Raw genomic sequence first — 20,037 nt, 5'->3', positions numbered from 1 at the left:
TTACGAGATTCCCAACGCTTCTTCGATGGGGTGCAGGGCGAAGTAGACCAGGAAGATTCCCGACATCAGGTACAGCAGCCAATGTGTCTGGCGTGCTTTGCCTTTGGCGAGGCGAACGAGGGTGTACGAGATGACACCCGCTGCGACTCCCACGGTGATCGAGTAGGTGAAGGGCATCAGCACGATCGTCAGGAAGGCCGGTATCGCGATTTCGGTGTTCTCCCAATTGATCTTGCGCACATGCGTCATCATCAGCGCGCCCACCAGAACCAGTGCGGGGGCTGCTGCTCCGACGGGGACCACCCCGGCCAGCGGGGTGAAGAAGATCAGGCTGGTCAACAGTCCGCCGGTGACGACGCTGGCAAGACCGGTTCGGGCACCTTCGGTGACGCCTGCAGCGGACTCGACGACGGCGGTGTTGGCAGATCCGTTGATCGCGCCACCGACGATGGCACCGATGCCGTCGACAGTGAGGATGCGACTCAGACCCGGCATCCTGCCCTGCTTGTCGACGAGGCCGGCTTCCTCACCGACGCCCAGGATGGTGCCCATGGCGTCGAAGAAACCTGAGAGCACGAGGGTGAACAGCACCACCGAGGCCGTCACCACACCTGCCCGAGCGAACCCGCCGAACAGGTCGACGTTGAAGAGCAGGTCGAATTGCGGTGTGGCGACGATGGAATCGGGCACCCTCGGTACGACGGGTCCCCATGCCTCCGGCGCGATGTCGAACACCGAGTTCAGGATGATCGCCAGGTTGGTGGCCACGAAGATGCCGATCAGCATCGCGCCCGGCACTTTCCGCACGAACAGCATGATCATGAGAATCAGGCCGACGCAGAACACGAACACCGGCCAGCCGGCGAGCTTGCCGAACGTGCCGAGGGTGACCGCGGTGGCCGCGGACTCGTGGTGTCCGACGAACCCGGCATCGACCAAGCCGATGAGCGCGATGAATGCGCCGATCCCGACGCCGATCGCCTGCTTCAGAACGAGCGGTATCGCATCCATGATGAGTTGCCGAATGCCGGTGAGGGCGAACACGACGATGACGACGCCCTCGAGAACCACCAGCCCCATCGCCTGCGGCCAGGTCATGTACGGGGCCGCCTGGAACACCACGATGGGAGTCACCCCGAGTCCGGCCGCCATGGCGAGGGGCGCGTTTCCGACGACCCCCATCAGGATGGTCGTCAGGCCGGCGGACAGAGCGACCATCGTCGACAGTTGCGCCGCATCGAGAGTCGCACCGGTGACGTCCCGAGCATCGCCGATGATCAGCGGTATGAGGACGATGAGGTACGCCATAGCCACGAATGTGGTGACGCCACCGCGGATCTCGCGAGAGACCGTCGAGCCTCGACCGGTGATGTCGAAGAACTTGTCGATCTGGGATCGACCTCGTCCGCTGTGACGAGTGCTGGTTGTGTGTACATCGGTCATGATCGGCCCTCCCAGGGCGTGATCAACCTTGTCCGGGTTTGCGACGGTGACCGTGCCGGGGGAGTTGGCGTCGGGTTCCGCTGTGCTGGAGAAGGTCTCATCGAATGAGTCAGGGGTTGATGATGTTTTCGGGTCGAACGGGCACTCGGGTCAAGGCGAGTCCGGTGGCATTGCGGATGGCAGCGACGACGGCAGGCGTGGACGACAGCGTGGGGGGCTCCCCCGCACCGCGAAGGCCGTACGGTGCCAAGGGATCCGGGTTCTCGAGAATGTCCAGCTTCATGGGCGGCATGTCGAGAATGGTCGGAATCAGGTAATCGGTGAACGACGGGTTCTTCACGAGGCCGTCGACGACGACAATCTCCTCCATCACGGCGAGCCCGAGGCCCTGCGCTGTGCCGCCGTGGATCTGGCCTTCGAGCGACAGCCGGTTGAGGATCTTGCCGACGTCCTGCACCGCGGCCATCTCGACCACCTTCACCAGCCCGAGTTCGACGTCGACGTCCACCACGGCGCGATGAACACACAGGGCGAGCTGGGTGTGGCTCGCGCCCTGTCCGGTGACCGGATCCATTCCGCTGGTGGGGCGATGGTGGAATTCACGTGTCTGCTCGATGACCCGCTCGCCGAGCACATCCTCGATCGTCGCCAGCACACCGTCGGTGGCCGAGACGATCTTGCCGCCGTCGAGGCTCAGGTCGGCCACCGCGCGGCCGAGGTACAGGCCGGCCAGGACGAACACCGCCTCGCGGACGGCCTCGCACGCCGTCTTGACTGCGCCGCCGGTCATGTACGACTGCCTCGACGCCGAGGAGGAGCCGGCATCGCCGACCTTGGTGTCCGCCGGATGGATGACCACGTTGGTGACGCCGAGCTCGGTGCGCGCGATCTGCGCCTCCAACGTCACCAGACCCTGACCCACCTCGGCAGCGGCGGTGTGCACCAATGCTGTTGCCTCACCACCGATCACCTCCAGCCGTACGCGCGCGGTGGAGTAGTCGTCGTAGTTCTCGGAGAAGCAGATGTTCTTGATGCCGACGCCGTATCCGATCCCGCGTACGACGCCTTCGCCGTGGGTGGTCTGCGACGCACCGCCCGGCAGATTACGGATGTCCGACGCGTCCACGGGGGCAGGCAGTTCCATCGCTTCGGCTCGGGCGAGCATCTCTGCCAGTGGGGCAGGTGCTTCGATGACCTGACCGGTCGCGAGGATCGATCCCTGGCTGACGGCGTTGATCTGCCGGATCGCCACGGGACCGATGCCGCAGGCCTCGCCGAGTTTGTCCATCATCGACTCGTACGCGAAACATGCTTGTACTGCACCGAACCCACGCATCGCTCCACACGGCGGGTTGTTGGTGTACACCCCGTACGCGTCGATCTCGATGTTGGGAATGACGTACGGTCCGACGCCCAGCGAGGCTGCGTTGCCCACGACGTTGAGGGTGGCCGAGGTGTACGCGCCGCCGTCGAGGATGATCTCGACGTCTGCGAACACCAACTTGCCGTCGCTGGTCGCACCGTACTCGTAGTGCATCTGAGCGGGGTGGCGGTGCACGTGTCCGAAGAACGACTCGTAGCGGTTGTAGACGATCTTGACCGGCTTGCCGGTGTGCATCGCGAGCATCGCCGCGTGGATCTGCATCGACAGGTCCTCGCGGCCACCGAAGGCCCCGCCGACGCCGGCGAGCGTCATCCTGATCTTCTCCTCGGGCAGTCCGAGGCACGGCCCGATCTGCGCGAGGTCGTTGTGCATCCACTGGGTCGCGACATAGAGGTCGATGCCGCCGTCCTCGGCCGGAACAGCCAGTCCCGATTCGGGTCCCAGGAATGCCTGATCCTGGATCCCGACGGCGAAGTCGCTGCTGACGATGACGTCCGCGGTGGCGCGGGCGGCGGCGACGTTGCCGACACGCACCGGCTGATGGCGCGCCACCCCGCCGCGTTCCTGCACCTTCGGGTAGTCCGGATCCAGGGCTGCGCGTCGAGCATCGGTGAGGGGTTCGAGCACGTCGTAGACCACGACGATCTTCTCCATTGCACGCCGGGCAGTTTCGGGATGATCGGCCGCGATCAGGGCGATGGGCTCACCCTCGTGCCGCACCTCGTCGAAGGCCAGTACCGGCTGATCCCACGTGTGGTCGAGCCCGAAGCACTTGCGCCCCGGCACGTCGTCGTGGGTGAGTACCGCCTCGACGCCGGGTGTCGCCAGAGCCTTCGAGATGTCGACCGAGACGATCTTCGCGCGTGGGTGCGGGCTGCGGAGCGTTGCGCCCCAGAGCATGCCGTCGATGAACAGGTCCGACGAGTACGCGAACTCGCCCTTGACCTTCAGCGTGCCGTCGGGCCGGAGCGGGCTGTCGCCGACGCGACCGCGGCCCGGTGCCGGGATGTCGGCGGGAGCTTGCCTGGGTGCAGTGGTCGGGGCGCTCACAGCACGTCCTCCGCTAGTTTCATCAGGCGACGGTGCGCATCGGCTCCGGCGCGGCCTATTTCGTCCTGCGGTGCGCTGGTCAAGACGTCGTTCTCGACGATCGTTCGACCGCCCACCATCAGTCGCGCGAGCGGTGGTGTCTGCCCGTACGCGAACGCCACGACCGGATCGTCCACCGCCGAGTAGAAGCCGTCTGTTCGCCAGATCGCGATGTCGGCCAGCTTTCCGACCTCGAGCGAACCGATCTCGCTCTGACGACCCAGCACCGTTGCACCGCCCAGTGTTCCGATCTCGAGTGCCTGACGCGCCGTCAGCGCAGTCGGTCCGTATTTGGCGCGCTGCATGTACATCGCCTGCCGGACTTCGCCGGCCAGTGGCACCATTTCGGCCGAGGCCGAGCCGTCGACTCCGAGGCCGACGGGCGCGCCGGCGGCGAGCAGATCGGAAATACGGGCGATGCCCGCACCGAGCCGAGCATTGGAACTCGGACAGTGCGCAGTACCGGTGCCGGTGGCCGCCATCTTCGCGATATCGGAATCGTGCAGGTGGACCGCGTGCGCGAACCACACGTCGTCACCGAGCCAGCCGACCTGCTCCATGTACTCGACCGGGGTGCAGTTCATCTGAGCGAGGCAGTGCTCTTCTTCGTCCAGGGTCTCGGCCAGATGAGTATGCAGTCGAACACCTTTCGCGCGAGCAAGCCCAGCGGACTCCACGAGCAGCTCTTTACTGATGGAGAACGGAGAACAGGGTGCGACCGCGATCCGGAGCATCGAACCGAAGGAGGCGTCGTGATAGGTGTCGATGGCCTCGGCGGTGGCGGTGAGGATGTCGTCGAGCGATTCGACCACCTCGTCCGGTGGCAGACCGCCGTCGGACACACCCCGGTCCATCGAGCCGCGACACGGTTGGAATCGGACGCCGATGCGTTGTGCCGCATCGATCTCGGCGGCGAACAGGTCGCCTCGGCCCCGGGGGAAGATGTAGTGGTGATCGGTGCTCGTGGTGCACCCCGACTTCGCCAGCCATCCCAACCCGGCGGCGGCAGCACCGCCGACCACCTCGGCGTCCATCTTGGACCACGGCTTGTACAGTGCGACAAGCCATTCGAAGAGCGTGTTGTCCTTGGCGAGTCCCTGGGACGCCCACTGGTACAGGTGGTGGTGGGTATTGACCAGGCCTGGGGTGACGAGGCAGCCGGAGGCGTCGATCGTTTCGGCCCCGGGGATGACCGGGGCCGGGCCCGATCCGACAGCGGTGATCATCGTGCCCTCGACGACGAGGTAGCCGTTCGGGATTTCGTCACCGACGATGGGTGCGATGTAGGCACCCGAGATGACAGTGGTCATTGTGCCTCGGCCTTTCGTGTCGCAGCGAGCCGAACGGCATCCAGGATCTTCTCGTATCCGGTACAGCGGCAGAGGTTTCCGGCGAGCGACTCGCGGATTTCGACGTCCGACGGGTTGGGTACACGCTCGATCAGATCGTGCGCCTGGACGACGAGGCCCGGGGTGCAGAAGCCGCACTGGACGGCTCCGCACTCGACGAACGCTTCTTGCATCGGGTCCAGCTTCTCGCCGTCGGCGAGGCCCTCGACCGTGCGGATCTCACGGCCCTCGACCTGGCCGGCCGCCACCAGGCAGGCACAGGCAGGGATGCCGTCGAGGTAGACGGTGCACGAACCGCATTCGCCTTGTTCGCATGCGTTCTTGGATCCGGGGAGGCCCATGCGTTCGCGCAACAGGTAGAGCAGACTCTCGCCCTCCCAGACGTCGTCGGCTTCCATGTCTCTTCCGTTGATGGTGCAGTTGACTCGCATGTTCAGGCCACCTTCCGTGCGGCTGTGAGGTCTCGCCATGCCCAACCCAGTGTTCGCCGGGCCATCACGGACAGGGCGTGCTTGCGGTAATCGGCAGTGCCTCGTACGTCGTCGATGGGACTTGCTGCCGCACTGACCAATCGGCCGAATTCCTCCGACACCCTAGGATCGAGGGCACCGTCCCACTCGAGTTCGGCCGCGAGGTAGTTCTCGGCATCGTAAGCCCGGCGCGGCGTCGGCGCAGCGGAGCCGAGACCGGTACCGATGCGACCCTCCTGCGGAAACAGTGCGATCGAGAACGAACAGACGGCGATGACCATCGCATTACGGGTGCCGATCTTCGAGAAATACTGCGGTCCCGCTGCCGGCGCTACGTGAAACGCTCGGATGAGTTCGTCCGGCTGACAGGAATTGCGTTTGACGCCGAGGTAGAACTCGGTCGCGGGGATCATGCGCACGCCGCGCTCGGCCGATTCGACCTCGACGGTCGCGCCCGCAGCGAGCAGTGGTGCATGCAGATCGCCTGCCGGTGACGCGCCACCGAGGTTGCCGCCGACGGTGCCGCGATTGCGGATCTGCGGTGAACCGACGGTGCGCGACGCCTGGGAAATGCCGGGAAGCGCGTCTCCGAGCTCGGCGATGATGCGGACGTACGGCACGCCTGCGCCCACCCGTAGCGTCCCGTCGGGAAGCTGTTCCCATTCGGTGAGTTCGGTGATCGGGTTCAGATCCAGCAATGCGCCCGGGCGGTGCAGGTCGAAGTTCATCTCGACCATGACGTCGGTGCCGCCCTGGATGGGCACCACGTCGACGTCGTCGGCCTTCGCGGCCAACGCGTCGCTCCAGGTCTGCGGTCGTAGAAATTCCATCGTGCTGCTCTCCGCTCACGTGTCTCTCGGTCGTGTTCACCCAGTACAGCCGCCGGGCACGACGCGAACGAGAGACAGGAACGACGAAGTATGACGCCGATCACAGTGTAGGTTTTGGAGGTTCCTACGAAGAGGGAGGTCGATTCACCGTGAGACTGCGTGATCTGGCCGATCTCCCCGATCTGCAACTGCAGCCGGTCGTGACTCCCGAGCACTTCGATCCGACCATCAGATGGGTCGTGACCACCGATATGCTCGATCCGAGCCGCTACCTCAGCGGCGGCGAGCTTGTGTTGACCGGCTTGATGTGGCGGTCCGGCCCCGAGGACTCGAGGACGTTCGTACGGGCGGTGTCCAAGGCCGGCATCGCCGCGCTGGCGGCATCCGACGGCGGCGTGGTGCCCGACGATCTGGTCGACGCCTGTCGCGAATACGGTCTGCCGCTCTTTCGCGTACCCGCCGACATCGCGTTCGCCACGGTCACCGAGAGCGTCGTCCGGCAACTGTCGACGGCACGAGCATCGGACCTGAGCCTCGTGCTCGATCGGCACCGACGCCTCGTGGCGAGCGCAGGACCGGGCGGTGGGCTGGGTCCGCTCCTGGACATGGTCAGTTCCGACCTGGGGATGAGGTGCTGGGTCGTCACCTCGTCGGGGCGAGTACTCGCCGGATCCGAGGATCCACCCGACACCGGCTACCTGGCGCACGAGTTCATGACGTCGGTCCGGATGCCGAGATACTCACAGGGGCAACGGGTCTCGATCTTTGCGGTCGACGGAGAGGTCACGCCGCGGGTGGTGGACTGGTTCGTGGCATTCGAAAGCGATTGGCAGACATGGGATGCACCGCGGATCTCGCTGGCCGAGCAGTTGGCGTCCATCGTCGCGGTCGAGCGCAGCCGTGCCGACGATCGCTTGTCGGGCTCAGGGATTCTGGCCCAGGAATTCGTGCGCTCGATCGTCGGTGGGGCGACGGCCACCGACATCCTCGCTCAGATGCACGTCATCGGACTCGATATCGAAACACGCTACGCCGCTGTAGCTGTGGCCACGTCGGGTGAGACGGTGCGGCTCGGTGAGTTGCGCCCGCTTCTGCGAGAGGTGCTGGCACCGCTCGAGATCACGGTGGGAGTCGTCGACGACGAGGCGTTCGCGTTGGTAGAGGCGCCGACCGATCGAACCGATTCCATCCGGCGTGCTGTCCAGGCGTTGGCCCCGGGATTGATCGGGAGCGGCACGTCGATCGGCGTCAGTGCTCCGACCGCGCCCGCCGACATCCGAAGCGCCATCGAGGAAGCGCGGTATGCCCGCCGGCTCGCCGAGCGCCGTGGCTCGGACTGCAGCGTCGTCGGACATGATGAATTGGCCACGCTGACAATTCTTCTCGCCAACGTTCCCGACGACGTGCGACGGATGTTCACCTCACGTCTGCTCGCTCCGTTGGTCGAGTACGACGACCAGCACAACAGTGACCTGGTGGAGACACTGTCGGTGTACCTCGACACGAACGGTGCCTGGACGCGATGTGCCGAACAACTGCACATGCACGTCAATTCCGTCCGATATCGCATCCAGCGGATCGAGGAACTCACCGGCCGCGATCTATCGCGGCTGGAGGACAGAATCGAGTTCTACTTGGCACTTCGGCTGAGATGACCACTCAGGAGTGGAGCCTGCGGAACGACCCATACACTGAAGCCCATGGCTCTCATTGCTTTGTTGGATCTGACCTTCAAGCCCGAATCTCTTGCCGATGCGCGTGAGTTACTGCGCACGGTGCTTGCCGATACCCGCGCATTCGAGGGTTGCCTCGGTGTCGAGGTGTGGGTGGACGAGGAGAACGAGGCGCATGTCGTCGCCTACGAGACGTGGGAGTCGGTCGAGGCCGATTCGAAGTACCGCGAGTTCCGGGCCGGGCCCGGCAAGATCGTCGACCTGCCGCCGTTGCTGGCTGCCGCGCCGACTCTGACCAAGTTCACCGTCGATTCGTCGATCTGATCGGCGGGAGCTCGTCTACCTCGTCATCTGTCGGCGGGAGTGCGCGGACGCCGGTTCCGGTCGCCCGGTGAGAAATCCCTGGACCATCTGAGCGCCGAGTTCTGCGGCAACCTGCAGTTCCGCTGGGGTCTCGACGCCTTCCATGATGACGGTGGCCTCGATCTGGCGGGCGAAGTCGATGATGGCTTTCGCGGCTGCTCGACGGAGTGGGTCACGGTCGATGCCGTGGACGAGCGCGTAGTCCACCTTGAGGATGTCCGGGCGCAGTTCGACGACGTGGCGAAGACCGGCAAATCCTGCGCCGACGTCGTCGATGGAAATCTGTACTCCCGCGGAACGCAGACTGTCGATCGCACGGATGACCGCGAGGTAGTCGTCGACACGCTCGTGCTCGGTGATCTCGAGGTGGAACGTGCGCGACGCCAGGTGCGGGCGTAGTCGATCGAGCAGGTTCGTCGTTCGGATGGTGTCCGCGGATGCGTTCAGCGAGACGAACGCGTCCGACGGTAACGCGCACATCGCGTCGAGCGCCCGGTCGAGTGCGGCACGTTCCAGGCGGGGACCGATCCCGGCCTCCGTGGCGTCTCGGTACCACGACAGCGGCGATCCGGCACCGAAGGGGAAGCGCGAGAGCGCCTCGAAGCCGACGACCGATCCGGTGTCGGTGTCGCAGATGGGCTGGAAGAAGATGTCGGGGCCGCCGGATGCGATCAGTTCGTCGATTCGGTGCCGCGTCTGCTCGTGCGAGTTCGCTTCTGGCAGTCGATCGGGAACCGTGCTCCCCGCGGTTCGTGCCTTGAATCGGTACATTTCGATGTCCGCCAGTGCGATCAGGCGTCGAACGAGGACGTGAATACTGGTGTCGGAATCGAGTGTTTCCACGGCCGATCCGAGGCTGGTGGTGAACTGCGGTCCGTCGAACGTCTCCTCCAGGGCAGCCCGGATTCTGTTGTCCGACTGAGTGATCTCCTCGCGAGTTCCGGATCTGACAACCACGAACTCGTCGCCGCCCAGTCGTGCGATCGCCGACCGATCGCCCACCGCCTCGGACAGTCGTCGGGCAACTTCGATGAGAACGGCATCGCCCGAGGGGTGCCCGAATCTGTCGTTGATCTGCTTGAAACGGTCGATGTCGAGGACGGTCACCCCTACTGCCTCGTCGACCTGTGTGTCCACGGTGTCCAGCAGTCCGCGGCGATTCCACAGGCCGGTCAGTGGATCGCGCAGTGCGCGCGCTGCTTTCGACCTGAGTTGCCCGATGTACGCCTTGATCATGAACGGAGCCGCGTACAGCGAGCCGATGGTGACGATGCGCGACGCCGTCGACCACGGATCGGCTCCGTCGGCGACGGCGAGGACACCGAGCGCGACCAACGTGACGGCCGCGACGCCGAGGTGGATCACCATCACTCGATACGAACTTCCGACGACGATGAATGCGGCGACGATCGCGAACATCGCGCATCCCGGCATGGCGTCGAAGTGAGTCTGGAACGAGAACAGAACCGAGACGATGCCGACATCGGCATAGAGGATGTAGGCCGTCGCCAGGCGCGGCGACGTCCAGGGGCGGAGATACCAGGCGATGGCCACGGGCACCGTGGTGGCCGAGGCGAGCAGGACCGCGATCGACATCGACTCCGAGAACTGACCAGCCGGGACCATCAGCGCACCGGCCAGTCCGAACGTGAGTGTCATCGAGCTGATGAACAGCCTGACCCATCGTTCCTTCGCGGTGGGGACGAAGTCTCCCTGATCGGAAATGGCAATGCCCTTCGTAGAATAAGGCCCCTAGCCTGCATGAACGCTAGCATCCACGGCTTGGCCGTACCCGAAATCCGGCGAATCAGACCATGTCTCGCTTGGTGAGCCACCGCAAGGTGGGCCACCCGAGAAACACCGGCAACCAGCAGGTCAGAACGCGGTAGAGCAACACCGACGGCACGGCGATGGACGCGGGTACACCGAACGCGGCCAGACCCCCGATGAGCGCGGCCTCCACGGCTCCCACACCGCCAGGAGTCGGTGCGGCGGAGGCGAGGGTTCCGCCGATCATGGTCACCACCGTCACCGTCACGAACGTGGTGCCGCCGCCGAAGGCCTCGATGCTCGCCCACAACGCGAGCGCCGCACCCAAGGTCGTTGCTGCGCAGCCGAGGATGATAATCGAGAAGCGTTTGGGGTCGCGGGCGAGCTCGCCCAGTTCGGTGAGGACTTCCTTGATCTGTGGCCGGATGGCGACCCGGAGCCAGCGTCGTAGCTTGGGTACGAACATGAACGTCCCGACGACGCCGAATGCGGCACCGGCGATCAGATACAGCACGGTGTTTCCGGGGACCATGTTGGACAGACCGGACGAGGTACCGGCGACGACGCTGAAGAAGATCAACAGGCTCACGTGCGTGATCACCTGGACGGACTGTTGAAGCGCCACAGCGGCCGTCGCACGGACCGTGCCGAGGCCACCCTTCTGCAGGAACCGCACGCTCAGAGCAAGTCCGCCGACACCAGCGGGAGTCGTGGTGGCCGCGAACGTGTTCGCGACCTGCATCACCGTCAGATTCCAGAAGCTGACCTTGCCGAACGCGCACGCCCACAACGCAGCTCCGGCGCCGATGTACGTCAGGGCGGACACGGCCAAGCCCAGCAGTGCCCACCACCAGTTCACCGAACCGAGCTCGACGACGAACGCGGGTACCGCGCTGATGAACGGATAGGCGACGTAGACCAACCCGATCAACAGCACGAGCGAGATGATCTGGTTGCGGCTGAACCGGGTTACCTGTTCGGCCTCGATCTTGGCGGCACCGGTCTGCTCGAGAACTTCGAGCCGGATCGCCTTCATCGTCTGTGCGTCGTCGGACACCGATTGCCGAACGCGAGGCGGGATGGCGGATTTGGTCAAACGACCCGAGGCCGCGACCACGGTGTCGAAGCCGAGTACGTCCAGAGCAGTGGCGACGGCACGCTGCGGGCCGAAAAGATCTGCGGTGGTGAGCAACAGCTGCGCCACGTCCGATTGCATCTGTGAATCCGACGCACCCAGTTCGGCGTGACCGAAGCCGCAGAACAGGGCTTTGCCGTCGTGGATCCGGAGTTCGCCTCGGTGCAGATCGCCGTGGGAGATCTGGTTCTCGTGCAGCGTGTTCAGAGCCGACCACAGAGCGTTGAGGGTGGCATCGTCGTGCTCTGCCTCGATCGGATCTCCGAGTGGCTGGCTGTGCGCGTACAGCGTCCACCCTCGATCGAGCGCCGCTACCGCCAGCGGATGGCTGCCCGCAGCTCCGAGGCCCTTGATGGCCAGACCCATCAACGCACGATGCTCGACGGCTCGCCGCATGGACGCATGCAGCGGCGCAGTCTCGCTGCCACGCAGCGTGATCCACCGCCAGAACTGGCGCAGGGCACCACCACTACGCTGATTCTGCCCGTACAGCTCGACCACCACATCCGCGTCGGGCGTGTGCGCGTTCAGAACCAGTGGGCCGGGACCGGCGGGACGGACGACGGTGAAGCTGCGAACGGTGACGCCGCGGCTGTGGAACAGACGAACCGCCGCGTCGAGCGGAACCTCGAGTGCCGGCGTACCGACCAGCAGCACGATGACGGCACCGACCAGCCAGCCGACGGCCAGACCGAGCATCGAGCGAGCCGGGACGACAGTGGAGACGACCAGATGAATCGGCACGAACGCGAGCAACAGCGTCCACCATGCCCGACGCCATCGCGCGGGCAGGCCCGGTCCGGAGACCGTCAGGGCCGCAGCCGACATGGCGATCCAGCGGGAGTCGTCGAGGAATTGCGCGAGGAACGTATCGAGTCGCTCGGGTACGTCGAGGTCCCAGGTGGGCGTGGAGATCCCGGTTCCGGTGATCGACAGTGCCAGTGCGGCCAGCAAGGCGGCGGCCGCATACCCGGCGAGCAGTTTCCATTTGAGGCCGGCGATCAGCCCGATCAATACGCCGAACGGGAGCGCCAGAATGGCGACCCCGTAGACGATGTAGACGGCATTGGATTGGTCGGGGCTGAGCACGCCCACGATGTTCGATACCGATTCTTCCAGCGCATCCCACTGATTTCTGGTGATCAGTGAACCCGCGATCACCACGCCGAGCAGTACCGCTGCCGATACGACCCGAATGATGTCGCTGGTTCTTCGCACCAACGGCTGAAGCAGGTTTCCCGCTACGGGAACGTCCCGCCCATCCACACGCATGGGGTCAACCTACCGTGCGGTACGCCTGCGGAGTTCGTTGCGGACGGTGGGCCATTCGGATTCTATGATCGAGAACACCACGGTATCGCGCAGCGAACCGTCGGCCATGCGTTGATGATTGCGCAGAATCCCGTCCTGCTTCGCGCCCAGTTTCGCGATCGCCGTCCGCGATTGCAGGTTCATCCAGTGGGTGCGGAACTCGACGGCGATGCACTTCAGTTCCTCGAAAGCATGGGTCAGTAGTAGCAGCTTGCTCGCGGCATTGGTCCCGGTCCCGTGCGCGGAGCGGGCATTCCAGGTGTATCCGATCTCGACGCGACGGTTGTTCGCGTCGGCGTTGCAGAAGGTTGTCGCCCCGATGATCTGCCCGGTGTCGTTGCGGCGCAGGGTGAACGGAAGCATGGTGCCTGCGTCGAGCAATCCGAGTCGCCGGTCGATCTCGGCCGCCATCTCCTCGGGCTTCGGCACGTTGGTGTACCAGAGCTTCCACAACTCACCGTCGCGGGCCGCGTCGCACAGACCTTCGAGGTGATCGTGGCTCAGCGGTTCGAGGGTCACGAGATCGTCGACGAGGGTCACCGGTTGCAGAAAAGGCATTCGCCGACGATACGTCGGATCTCCCGCTTCGGGAAAGCGCAATGATCGCCGCTGAGGTGACCACCACGGCCTCGCTACCGATGCGGACGAGATTGAGTACTCCTGCTGCGGTGCCGCTGCTGTGCGGTGCCACTGCGGCGAAGGCTTCGCCGTCGACCAGGCCGATCGGAAGTCCGAAGCCCAGACCCAACAGGATCACCGGGACCACGACGGCGGCAAGCGGGACGCCGGATTGCAGGGCCATGCCGAGATTGCCGAGAACCGGGAATCCGAGGCTTGTCAGCACCACACGGTCCGGGGTGACGGCCTCGAAGGCGGTGAGCGACCTGGCGACCGCCAACGGAGCGATCAGCACCGCTGAGCGCAGCGGGCAGATAGGTGAGAAGGGTGACGAAGCCGATGGCTCCGGCGACCGGGACCAGGCACAGGGCGAGGAAGCGACGATTGCGCAGCAGGCCGAAATCCAGCAGTGTCGATGCCTGAGCGGCGAACACTCCACGCCGATCGAGAACGGGCATCCGGAGCCCGAGGAAATGCACCTCGGCGCGGTGATGTCTGCGCTGGCTGATCCACTGCGTCGCAAGGTGGTCACCGAACTCGTCGGCGACGAGGACGGAGCCGAGCGAACCTGCATGTCGTTCGAGCTGGGCGTAACCAAATCGACTGTTACGCATCACTTTCGAGTGCTACGCGAGGCGGGGCTGGTATTCCAGGTCGACCGTGGCAACAGTCGCAAAGTGACGCTGCGCCGCCAGGAGCTGAACGAACGATTCCCGGGCCTGCTGGATCTGATCGCGAACGAAATCCACTAGCTCGCAGCGCCATGTGCGCTCTACGGTGGGCGTCATGCACATCGCCATGATCGGCACGACCGCTCCCAGCCATATCTACCCATCGCTGGCCGTGATTGCCGAGTTGGTCCGGCGCGGGCATCGCGTCACCTATGCCGTCGGTGAGTCGCTGCGACACGTGGTCGAACGCGCAGGTGTCGAGGTGGTCTCGTTCTCCTCGATACTTCCCGACGGAGAGTCTTCGTGGCCGGACGATCCGGCGTCGGCGATGCAGGTGTTCCTCGACGAGGCGATCGAGTCCTTCCCGATACTCACTGCGTTCTACGACGACGATCAGCCGGATCTGTTCCTGTACGACATCGGCGGAATGACGGCACCGGTCCTGGGGGTGCGTTACGGGGTTCCTGCCGTGCAACTCTCGCCGACGTACGTGGCGTGGGACGGATACGCCGAGGATCTCGGTGATGGGATGACCTCCATCCGCGAGTCGCCGACCGGTGTCGTGTATCGCGACACCTATGCACACTGGTTGCGAGAGAACGACATCGACGCCGATCCCTGGGAGTGGATCACATATCCGCAGCACTGTCTGTCGCTGATCCCGAAAGTGATGCAGCCCAACGCGGATCGGGTGGCAGAGACGGTGCAGTTCGTCGGACCGTGCCTCGACCCGGTACGCCTGAACGATCGCAGCTGGACCGCACCCGACGGGCCGCTCCTGTACATCTCGTTCGGTACGGGCTACAACGAGCGACCCGCGTTCTACCGACTGTGCATCGAGACGTTCGGGAACACGGACTGGCACGTGGTGATCTCCATCGGCCGACGCGTCGACCCCGTCGCGCTCGGCGCGCTGCCTGCGAATATCGAAGTACACGAACATGTTCCGCAGCTCGCCGTGCTCGATTCGGCCACGGTCTTCATCACCCACGCCGGAATGGGTGGTTGTACCGAGGCACTGTGGTTCGGCGTCCCGACCGTTGCCGTGCCACAGGCGGTCGATCAATTCGGGAACGCAACGATGCTCGCCGAACTCGGCGTCGGCGTGTACCTGGAATTCGAGAAAGTGACGGCCGCGAGCCTCGCTGGCGCGGTTGCCGAGGCTCGGCAATTGGGATCGCGCGCAACGGAGGTGAGTGCCGAGGTGCGGGCACATGGTGGCGTCGAGCAGGCGGCTGATGCGGTGGAAGCGTTTCGCCGGTAGGTCACGTAGCGAGTGCGCGTAGCTCTTCGAAGGTCTCGGCATAGGTCTCGCGAACCCGGTCCCAGGATGCCGTCATGTCGACGCTCTGCGGATCGGGAGTGGGCAGCGCGTAACCGTACTGCGAGCGAGGCACAGGATTTCCGGGCAGGACGAGAACCTGAGTGAACGCCGCCGAATCGGGATTGAACGTCAACGTGTGAGAAGCGACGTTGCGGCCCCAATCCTCCGACGGCCACGACAGGAAGATCACGTGCTGCGGGTTCGCCGCGACGTCGGTGTACGAGACGTAGCTGCCGTAATGATCCTCGCCCGGCGACATGATCTTGTACGCGCCGTTGTCGGTGTAGATCAGGAGGGCCTCGGCGAACGGCTTCTGATCGAACAACGCCGTGTAGCGAAGTGCCTGAACGAACACTGGCTGTCCCAGCGGTACCGAGATGGGCTGTGGCGTGGAGGGCATTCGGTGTTGCATCCTTGCGTTCTCGGGTGACGGGACCACGATACCGACCGCTGACTCGATGCCGGTGAGATTCGGTGTCCGTAGGAGTCTGTCCCTGCATGAGCACTTTCATCATGACTTCTGCCAGTAAGACCATCACCTACGCTGTCCGCGGCGCATGAACGCCGCCCGGGAATGTCTCGTGGTGAGTCGAACGATTGCCGCGAGCCCGGCGCAGATCTTTGCTGTTCTGACCGATCCCAACCGACATCAGGACACCGAACCCGGCGACTGGGTGCGCTCGGCGGTGGACACGGATCGGATCACTGCGCTGGGGCAGGTGTTCGCCGTCAACATGTTTCACGAGGTTGCAGGCGGCCACTATGTGGTGCACAACCTGGTGATCGCCTATGTGCAGGATCGAACGATCGCATGGTTGCCGGGAGCGCGTACGGACGATGGATCCGTGGACCATGGGGGCTGGTGGTGGCGCTACGACCTGGCGGCGGCGGGCGAAGGCACGACCGTGACCCTCACCTACGACTGGACCGATACTCCGGAAGCCACCCGCGCCCACGTCGGTGGACTGCCGGCGGTACCGGAGGCGTTCCTCGACGCATCGCTGGCGGCGCTGGCGTCGAGCATGCGTGAATCCGGTGCAGCCAGCCGCGCCTAGCGCGGTCCAGTGCACCCGATTCAGTCCTCGAGAACGCTGACGCTCACGCCGTAGGGCAGAAATCGGACGCGTCGACGCGGGTCGGTGTTGTCCTTGTGTGCCCGAAGGGCATCGAGTTCGGTGGCGTAGAGCTGGTCGATCTGGGGTGATCCGGCGTCGTCCACGCTGTAGATGGCCCAGACTCCGTCGCCCTTCTGACCTGTGGTTTCGGGCTCCGGCGGAGCTTTGGGTGCCCCGGCGCCCGAGGCGAACAGTGAGCCGACCACTTCACGCAGCCCCTCGGTGGCCTCACGGGCGAACTTGTCGAAGTCGTCGGATCCGAATCCGAAGGGTCCTTGGTTGGCCATGGCTGTACCTCCTCAGGTGTTCCTCCAGTATGCGCGTTTTCTCCGAACGGGCGAGAAGCTATTGCTGTAGCCGGGCACCGATGGTGTTGTGCAGCGCTCGCAGTGAGTTCTGGCCGAGCGAGACCGTCTGCGATTCGACGTAGCGCAACAGATGCGTATCGTCGAGAACCTTCTCGCTCGATTGGATCAGCACTGTGCCGGCACCGGTGAAGTCGAACTGACGCTCCTCGCCGCTGTTGGCACCGAGGAATCCGCGGGCTGCACCGAGGAAGTTCTGCATCCAGTCGGCGTCGAAGTGATGCGACGGCGACGGGCAATCTGCCCATCCGACAAGGGCTTCCGGGTCGATGCGCAGCGGCGGCTCGGCGAACATGACCGGGCCGTTCGATGACGCCAGGAACTTGCCGGTGCCGAGCAGAGTCAGGAATCCCGGGACGATGGACTGCTTGAGATCCAGAGTCGGCTCGAACGCAAGGAGATTCGCGGCTCGGATGGTGAGGTTGCCGTCGTCGAGGTCGTAGCTGTTGATGTTGAACCCACGGTCGCCGAGGATCAGCTTGCCCTGACCCTGCGCGAGCACCCAGTCGTTCGAGTACAGCGGAGACGAGAACCGTGCGGCGACGACGGCGGGCATGGACGTCTGCCCGAGCGGTTCGAAGCGAACGTTGCCGTAGTACGCGATCATCGCGCCCTTCGACGTGAACCACGGCTGGCCGGCGAGCTCGACGCAGAACGCGTAGTCGTTGCCGGGGACGTTGTCGTTGATCGGCAGGGTATGCGGTGTGTGAATGTCCAGACCCATGGGGTGTCCCTCCTAGAACTTCTGCTCGGACGCCTGCACCCACACGGTGCCCATGCCGGTCATCTTCAACTGGATCGCCTCGCCGCTACCTTTGCCGACGGCGTCGCGCCACCCGACGTTCGCGGAGATCTCGACGTTGATGTTGCCGATGTGGCAGACGTACGCCTGCGGATCCACCACGACCTGAGGGTGATCGGGCCCGACCTGCAACGGAGTCGCCCCGCCGTGCGAGAGAACCGCGACGCTGCCCTGGCCGGTCAGTTGTGTCGTGAACAGACCCTGCCCGGTCATCGCGCCGCGCACCGCTCCGCGGACGCCGCCCTGGGAGGTCAGGGCCACGATGGAGCTCTGCAGGTAGCCGTCGTGCACCAGGAGTCGATCGGCTTCGACGGTCAGCATCGACGAACCGTCGAGGTGGATGATCTCGACGTACAACCCGGCGTGACCGTAGAAGACCTCACCCTGCCCTTCGGCGGCCATCATGGCGACATGCTCGCCTGCCATCATCCGGCCGGCCATTCCGGCGACGCCGCTCATGCCGGGCATGGCACCGGCCGAGCCGCCCATCGAGTGCGGAACGAACCGGACGTCGCCGGTGTAGTAGAGCATCGATCCCCGACGCGCGAGCACGTTCTGATTCGGTGCCAGAACGGATTTCACGACTTTGCTGTTGACGAGTTCGAGCGGCACGTCAGCGCTCCTCGGGTTGGATGTAGACGACGCCCTGGCCGTCGAAGCGGAGAGAGAATGCCTCGCCGCTGCCGCCGCCGATGGCGGACCGCCACGTGACGTCGGTGACGAAGCTCTGATTCAGCTGACCGCGATGGGCGACGAAAGCGTCGGGATCGACGACGAGTGGGTACTGCGGATCGACGGCGAGGGCGATGATGGGCCCACCCTTGGACAGCAATGCCACGGTGCCGGTTCCGCTGACGACGGTGGTGAACAATCCCTGGCCGGAACTCGCGCCGCGCAAGCCGGAGAATTTTATGTCCGTCTTCAATTGCCCTGTGAGAGCCAGCAATTGGGACGATTCGACGTGGAGGTTGTCGCCCTGGACCTCGACGAGAGTGATGTCCTGAGCGTCGACGGCGAAGTAGACGGTGCCCTTGCCGGACACGTCCATCAGCGACAGCGACTCGCCGGTCACCTTCTGCTTGAGTGCGGCGCGGAATCCTCCGCCACCACCCATGCCTGCGCTCTTGAAGGCGACCTCGCCCTCGTACGCCACCATCGAGCCCGACATTGCGCGCAGGGAGTCGCCGGTCAGGTCGGCGACCAAGACGCGGTGCCCGTTCATCCTCAGCTGAGCCACGGGGGAACTATGCCACTGCACGCGCCCCCGCGGCTACTGCTGGAGAAAATATCTAGACGAGCGGCTTCAGGGCTTTACCTGCCAGTTCGACGGCTCCCGGCTGGTGTCCGTTGGTGATCAGGTTGATGATGATGCCGTCGACGCCCTGATCGAGGACGCGCTTCTGCACCTGCTCGGCGACGTCGTCGGGGGTTCCGCAGAAGTGGCGATCGGTGGCCTTCGCCGCGTCCTCTTCCGACAGGTTCGTCAGATCGAGGCCCTGCTTGAGTACGAACTCGCGCTGCAACTCCTTGGCCTTGTCGCCGTCCTCGTCGACGATGACGAAGGCGAGGAAGCTCGTTTCGAGGTCCTTGGGGTCGCGGTCGACCTCCTCGCATCGGGCCTGCACGGCAGCCATCTTTCGCGGCAGTTCGTTGGCGTCGCAGATGATGTTGAGATGATCCGCGAATTGAGCGGCCAGGCCGAACGTCTTCTTCTCGCCGCCACCGCCGAGCATGATCGGCAGATCATCGCGGATACGCGGCTCGTTCATCGCGTTCTCGACCTGGTACCAGAGGCCGTCGAACGTCGGGCGCTGGCCGCGGAGCATCGGCTCGATGATCTGCAGAGCCTCGTCGAGTCGCTCGAAACGGTCGGTGAAGGTGCCGAATTCGAGTCCGAAGCTCTGGTGCTCGAGCTCGAACCAGCCGGCACCGATGCCGAGGATCGCGCGCCCGCCGCTGACCACGTCCAGTGTGGTGACGGTCTTGGCAAGGATCGCCGGGTTGCGGTAGGTGTTGCCGGTGACCAGCGCGGAGAGCTGGATGGTGTCGGTGGCCGTCGCGAGCGCCGACAGGGCGGAGTAGGCCTCGAGCATCGGCTCGTCGGGCTTGCCGATTCCGGGAAGTTGGTAGAAGTGATCCATCACGAATGCGGTGTCGAAACCGGCCGCTTCGGCCTCGCGCGCCTGCGCGATGACCTGGGGAAAGAGTTCTGCGACCGAACCGTCGTAGCTGAAGTTGGGCATCTGGTAACCGAGGCGAATAGTCACGAGAGCCACGCTACTCGGATATCGGCCCGTGGCATGCGCGAGAGCGCGATAATTCGAC

19 protein-coding genes are annotated in these 20,037 nt (G+C 64.7%); 5 read left to right on the top strand and 14 right to left on the bottom strand.

The features are described 5' to 3' along the window. The 5 genes from AABD04_RS24050 to AABD04_RS24030 all read right to left on the bottom strand — a co-directional run bounded on the left by AABD04_RS24050 (position 1) and on the right by AABD04_RS24030 (position 6,565). Positions 1-1,443, bottom strand: a complete 1,443-nt coding sequence (locus tag AABD04_RS24050; RefSeq protein ID WP_341442776.1) for an NCS2 family permease — start codon at positions 1,441-1,443, stop codon at positions 1-3. A gap of 109 nt (positions 1,444-1,552) precedes the next feature. Continuing rightward, positions 1,553-3,877, bottom strand: a complete 2,325-nt coding sequence (locus tag AABD04_RS24045; protein ID WP_341442775.1) for a xanthine dehydrogenase family protein molybdopterin-binding subunit — start codon at positions 3,875-3,877, stop codon at positions 1,553-1,555. After that, entirely contained in the window at positions 3,874-5,226 is a 1,353-nt protein-coding gene (locus tag AABD04_RS24040) for an 8-oxoguanine deaminase (protein ID WP_341442774.1), read from the bottom strand. Before AABD04_RS24040 ends, AABD04_RS24045 begins: the two co-directional genes overlap by 4 nt. Then, positions 5,223-5,696: a (2Fe-2S)-binding protein gene (locus tag AABD04_RS24035; protein ID WP_341442773.1), complete on the bottom strand. Its 474-nt coding sequence runs from the start codon at positions 5,694-5,696 to the stop codon at positions 5,223-5,225. The genes AABD04_RS24040 and AABD04_RS24035 overlap by 4 nt, the downstream gene beginning before the upstream one ends. Before the next feature lie 2 nt (positions 5,697-5,698). Continuing rightward, complete coding sequence (locus AABD04_RS24030; RefSeq protein ID WP_341442772.1) at positions 5,699-6,565, bottom strand: FAD binding domain-containing protein; 867 nt, start codon at positions 6,563-6,565, stop codon at positions 5,699-5,701. Between the two features lie 149 nt (positions 6,566-6,714). Here AABD04_RS24030 and AABD04_RS24025 point away from each other — a divergent pair, with 149 nt between their 5' ends. Both AABD04_RS24025 and AABD04_RS24020 read left to right on the top strand, forming a co-directional pair. Then, entirely contained in the window at positions 6,715-8,220 is a 1,506-nt protein-coding gene (locus tag AABD04_RS24025) for a PucR family transcriptional regulator (RefSeq protein ID WP_341442771.1), read from the top strand. 45 nt (positions 8,221-8,265) lie between these two features. Then, the gene (locus tag AABD04_RS24020; RefSeq protein WP_341442770.1) at positions 8,266-8,562 is read left to right on the top strand and encodes a putative quinol monooxygenase; all 297 of its coding nucleotides are present in this window, start codon (positions 8,266-8,268) and stop codon (positions 8,560-8,562) included. A 15-nt stretch (positions 8,563-8,577) separates the two neighbouring features. Here the strand turns inward: AABD04_RS24020 and AABD04_RS24015 are convergent, their stop codons facing one another. The 3 genes from AABD04_RS24015 to AABD04_RS24005 all read right to left on the bottom strand — a co-directional run bounded on the left by AABD04_RS24015 (position 8,578) and on the right by AABD04_RS24005 (position 13,375). Beyond that, the gene (locus tag AABD04_RS24015; protein WP_341442769.1) at positions 8,578-10,260 is read right to left on the bottom strand and encodes a bifunctional diguanylate cyclase/phosphodiesterase; all 1,683 of its coding nucleotides are present in this window, start codon (positions 10,258-10,260) and stop codon (positions 8,578-8,580) included. Positions 10,261-10,408: 148 nt separating this feature from the next. Continuing rightward, the gene (locus AABD04_RS24010) at positions 10,409-12,778 is read right to left on the bottom strand and encodes a lysylphosphatidylglycerol synthase transmembrane domain-containing protein (protein WP_341442768.1); all 2,370 of its coding nucleotides are present in this window, start codon (positions 12,776-12,778) and stop codon (positions 10,409-10,411) included. Positions 12,779-12,787: 9 nt separating this feature from the next. Next, positions 12,788-13,375 (bottom strand): GNAT family N-acetyltransferase, encoded by a 588-nt coding sequence (locus AABD04_RS24005; RefSeq protein ID WP_341442767.1) that lies wholly within the window; start codon positions 13,373-13,375, stop codon positions 12,788-12,790. Between the two features lie 533 nt (positions 13,376-13,908). Between AABD04_RS24005 and AABD04_RS24000 the strand changes: the two genes are divergently transcribed. Both AABD04_RS24000 and AABD04_RS23995 read left to right on the top strand, forming a co-directional pair. Continuing rightward, positions 13,909-14,187: an ArsR/SmtB family transcription factor gene (locus AABD04_RS24000; RefSeq protein ID WP_341443136.1), complete on the top strand. Its 279-nt coding sequence runs from the start codon at positions 13,909-13,911 to the stop codon at positions 14,185-14,187. A 34-nt stretch (positions 14,188-14,221) separates the two neighbouring features. Then, positions 14,222-15,370 carry a macrolide family glycosyltransferase gene (locus AABD04_RS23995; RefSeq protein WP_341442766.1) on the top strand — a complete coding sequence of 383 codons (1,149 nt, stop codon included), beginning with the start codon at positions 14,222-14,224 and terminating at the stop codon, positions 15,368-15,370. A 1-nt stretch (position 15,371) separates the two neighbouring features. On the opposite strand, the gene AABD04_RS23990 is transcribed toward AABD04_RS23995, so the two are convergent. Further along, the gene (locus AABD04_RS23990) at positions 15,372-15,830 is read right to left on the bottom strand and encodes a hypothetical protein (RefSeq protein WP_341442765.1); all 459 of its coding nucleotides are present in this window, start codon (positions 15,828-15,830) and stop codon (positions 15,372-15,374) included. Positions 15,831-15,987: 157 nt separating this feature from the next. Between AABD04_RS23990 and AABD04_RS23985 the strand changes: the two genes are divergently transcribed. Further along, positions 15,988-16,485, top strand: a complete 498-nt coding sequence (locus AABD04_RS23985) for an SRPBCC family protein (protein WP_341442764.1) — start codon at positions 15,988-15,990, stop codon at positions 16,483-16,485. A gap of 20 nt (positions 16,486-16,505) precedes the next feature. Here AABD04_RS23985 and AABD04_RS23980 read toward each other — a convergent pair whose 3' ends face one another. From AABD04_RS23980 to AABD04_RS23960, 5 genes are all read right to left on the bottom strand, one after another. Further along, positions 16,506-16,832 (bottom strand): hypothetical protein, encoded by a 327-nt coding sequence (locus tag AABD04_RS23980; RefSeq protein ID WP_243596619.1) that lies wholly within the window; start codon positions 16,830-16,832, stop codon positions 16,506-16,508. A 58-nt stretch (positions 16,833-16,890) separates the two neighbouring features. Continuing rightward, a complete protein-coding gene (locus AABD04_RS23975; protein WP_341442763.1) occupies positions 16,891-17,634 on the bottom strand; it encodes an AIM24 family protein in 744 nt (247 codons plus the stop codon). 12 nt (positions 17,635-17,646) lie between these two features. Further along, positions 17,647-18,324 (bottom strand): AIM24 family protein, encoded by a 678-nt coding sequence (locus AABD04_RS23970; RefSeq protein WP_341442762.1) that lies wholly within the window; start codon positions 18,322-18,324, stop codon positions 17,647-17,649. Position 18,325: 1 nt separating this feature from the next. After that, entirely contained in the window at positions 18,326-18,934 is a 609-nt protein-coding gene (locus AABD04_RS23965) for an AIM24 family protein (protein WP_341443135.1), read from the bottom strand. Between the two features lie 67 nt (positions 18,935-19,001). Further along, entirely contained in the window at positions 19,002-19,979 is a 978-nt protein-coding gene (locus AABD04_RS23960) for an LLM class F420-dependent oxidoreductase (protein WP_243596616.1), read from the bottom strand. Positions 19,980-20,037: the final 58 nt, after the last annotated feature.

Origin of the sequence: Rhodococcoides navarretei, assembly GCF_038069675.1 — a bacterium.
GTDB lineage: Bacteria > Actinomycetota > Actinomycetes > Mycobacteriales > Mycobacteriaceae > Rhodococcoides > Rhodococcoides navarretei.
The sequence above is the reverse complement of the archived record's forward strand: the minus strand, read 5'-3'. Positions and strand labels throughout refer to the sequence as shown.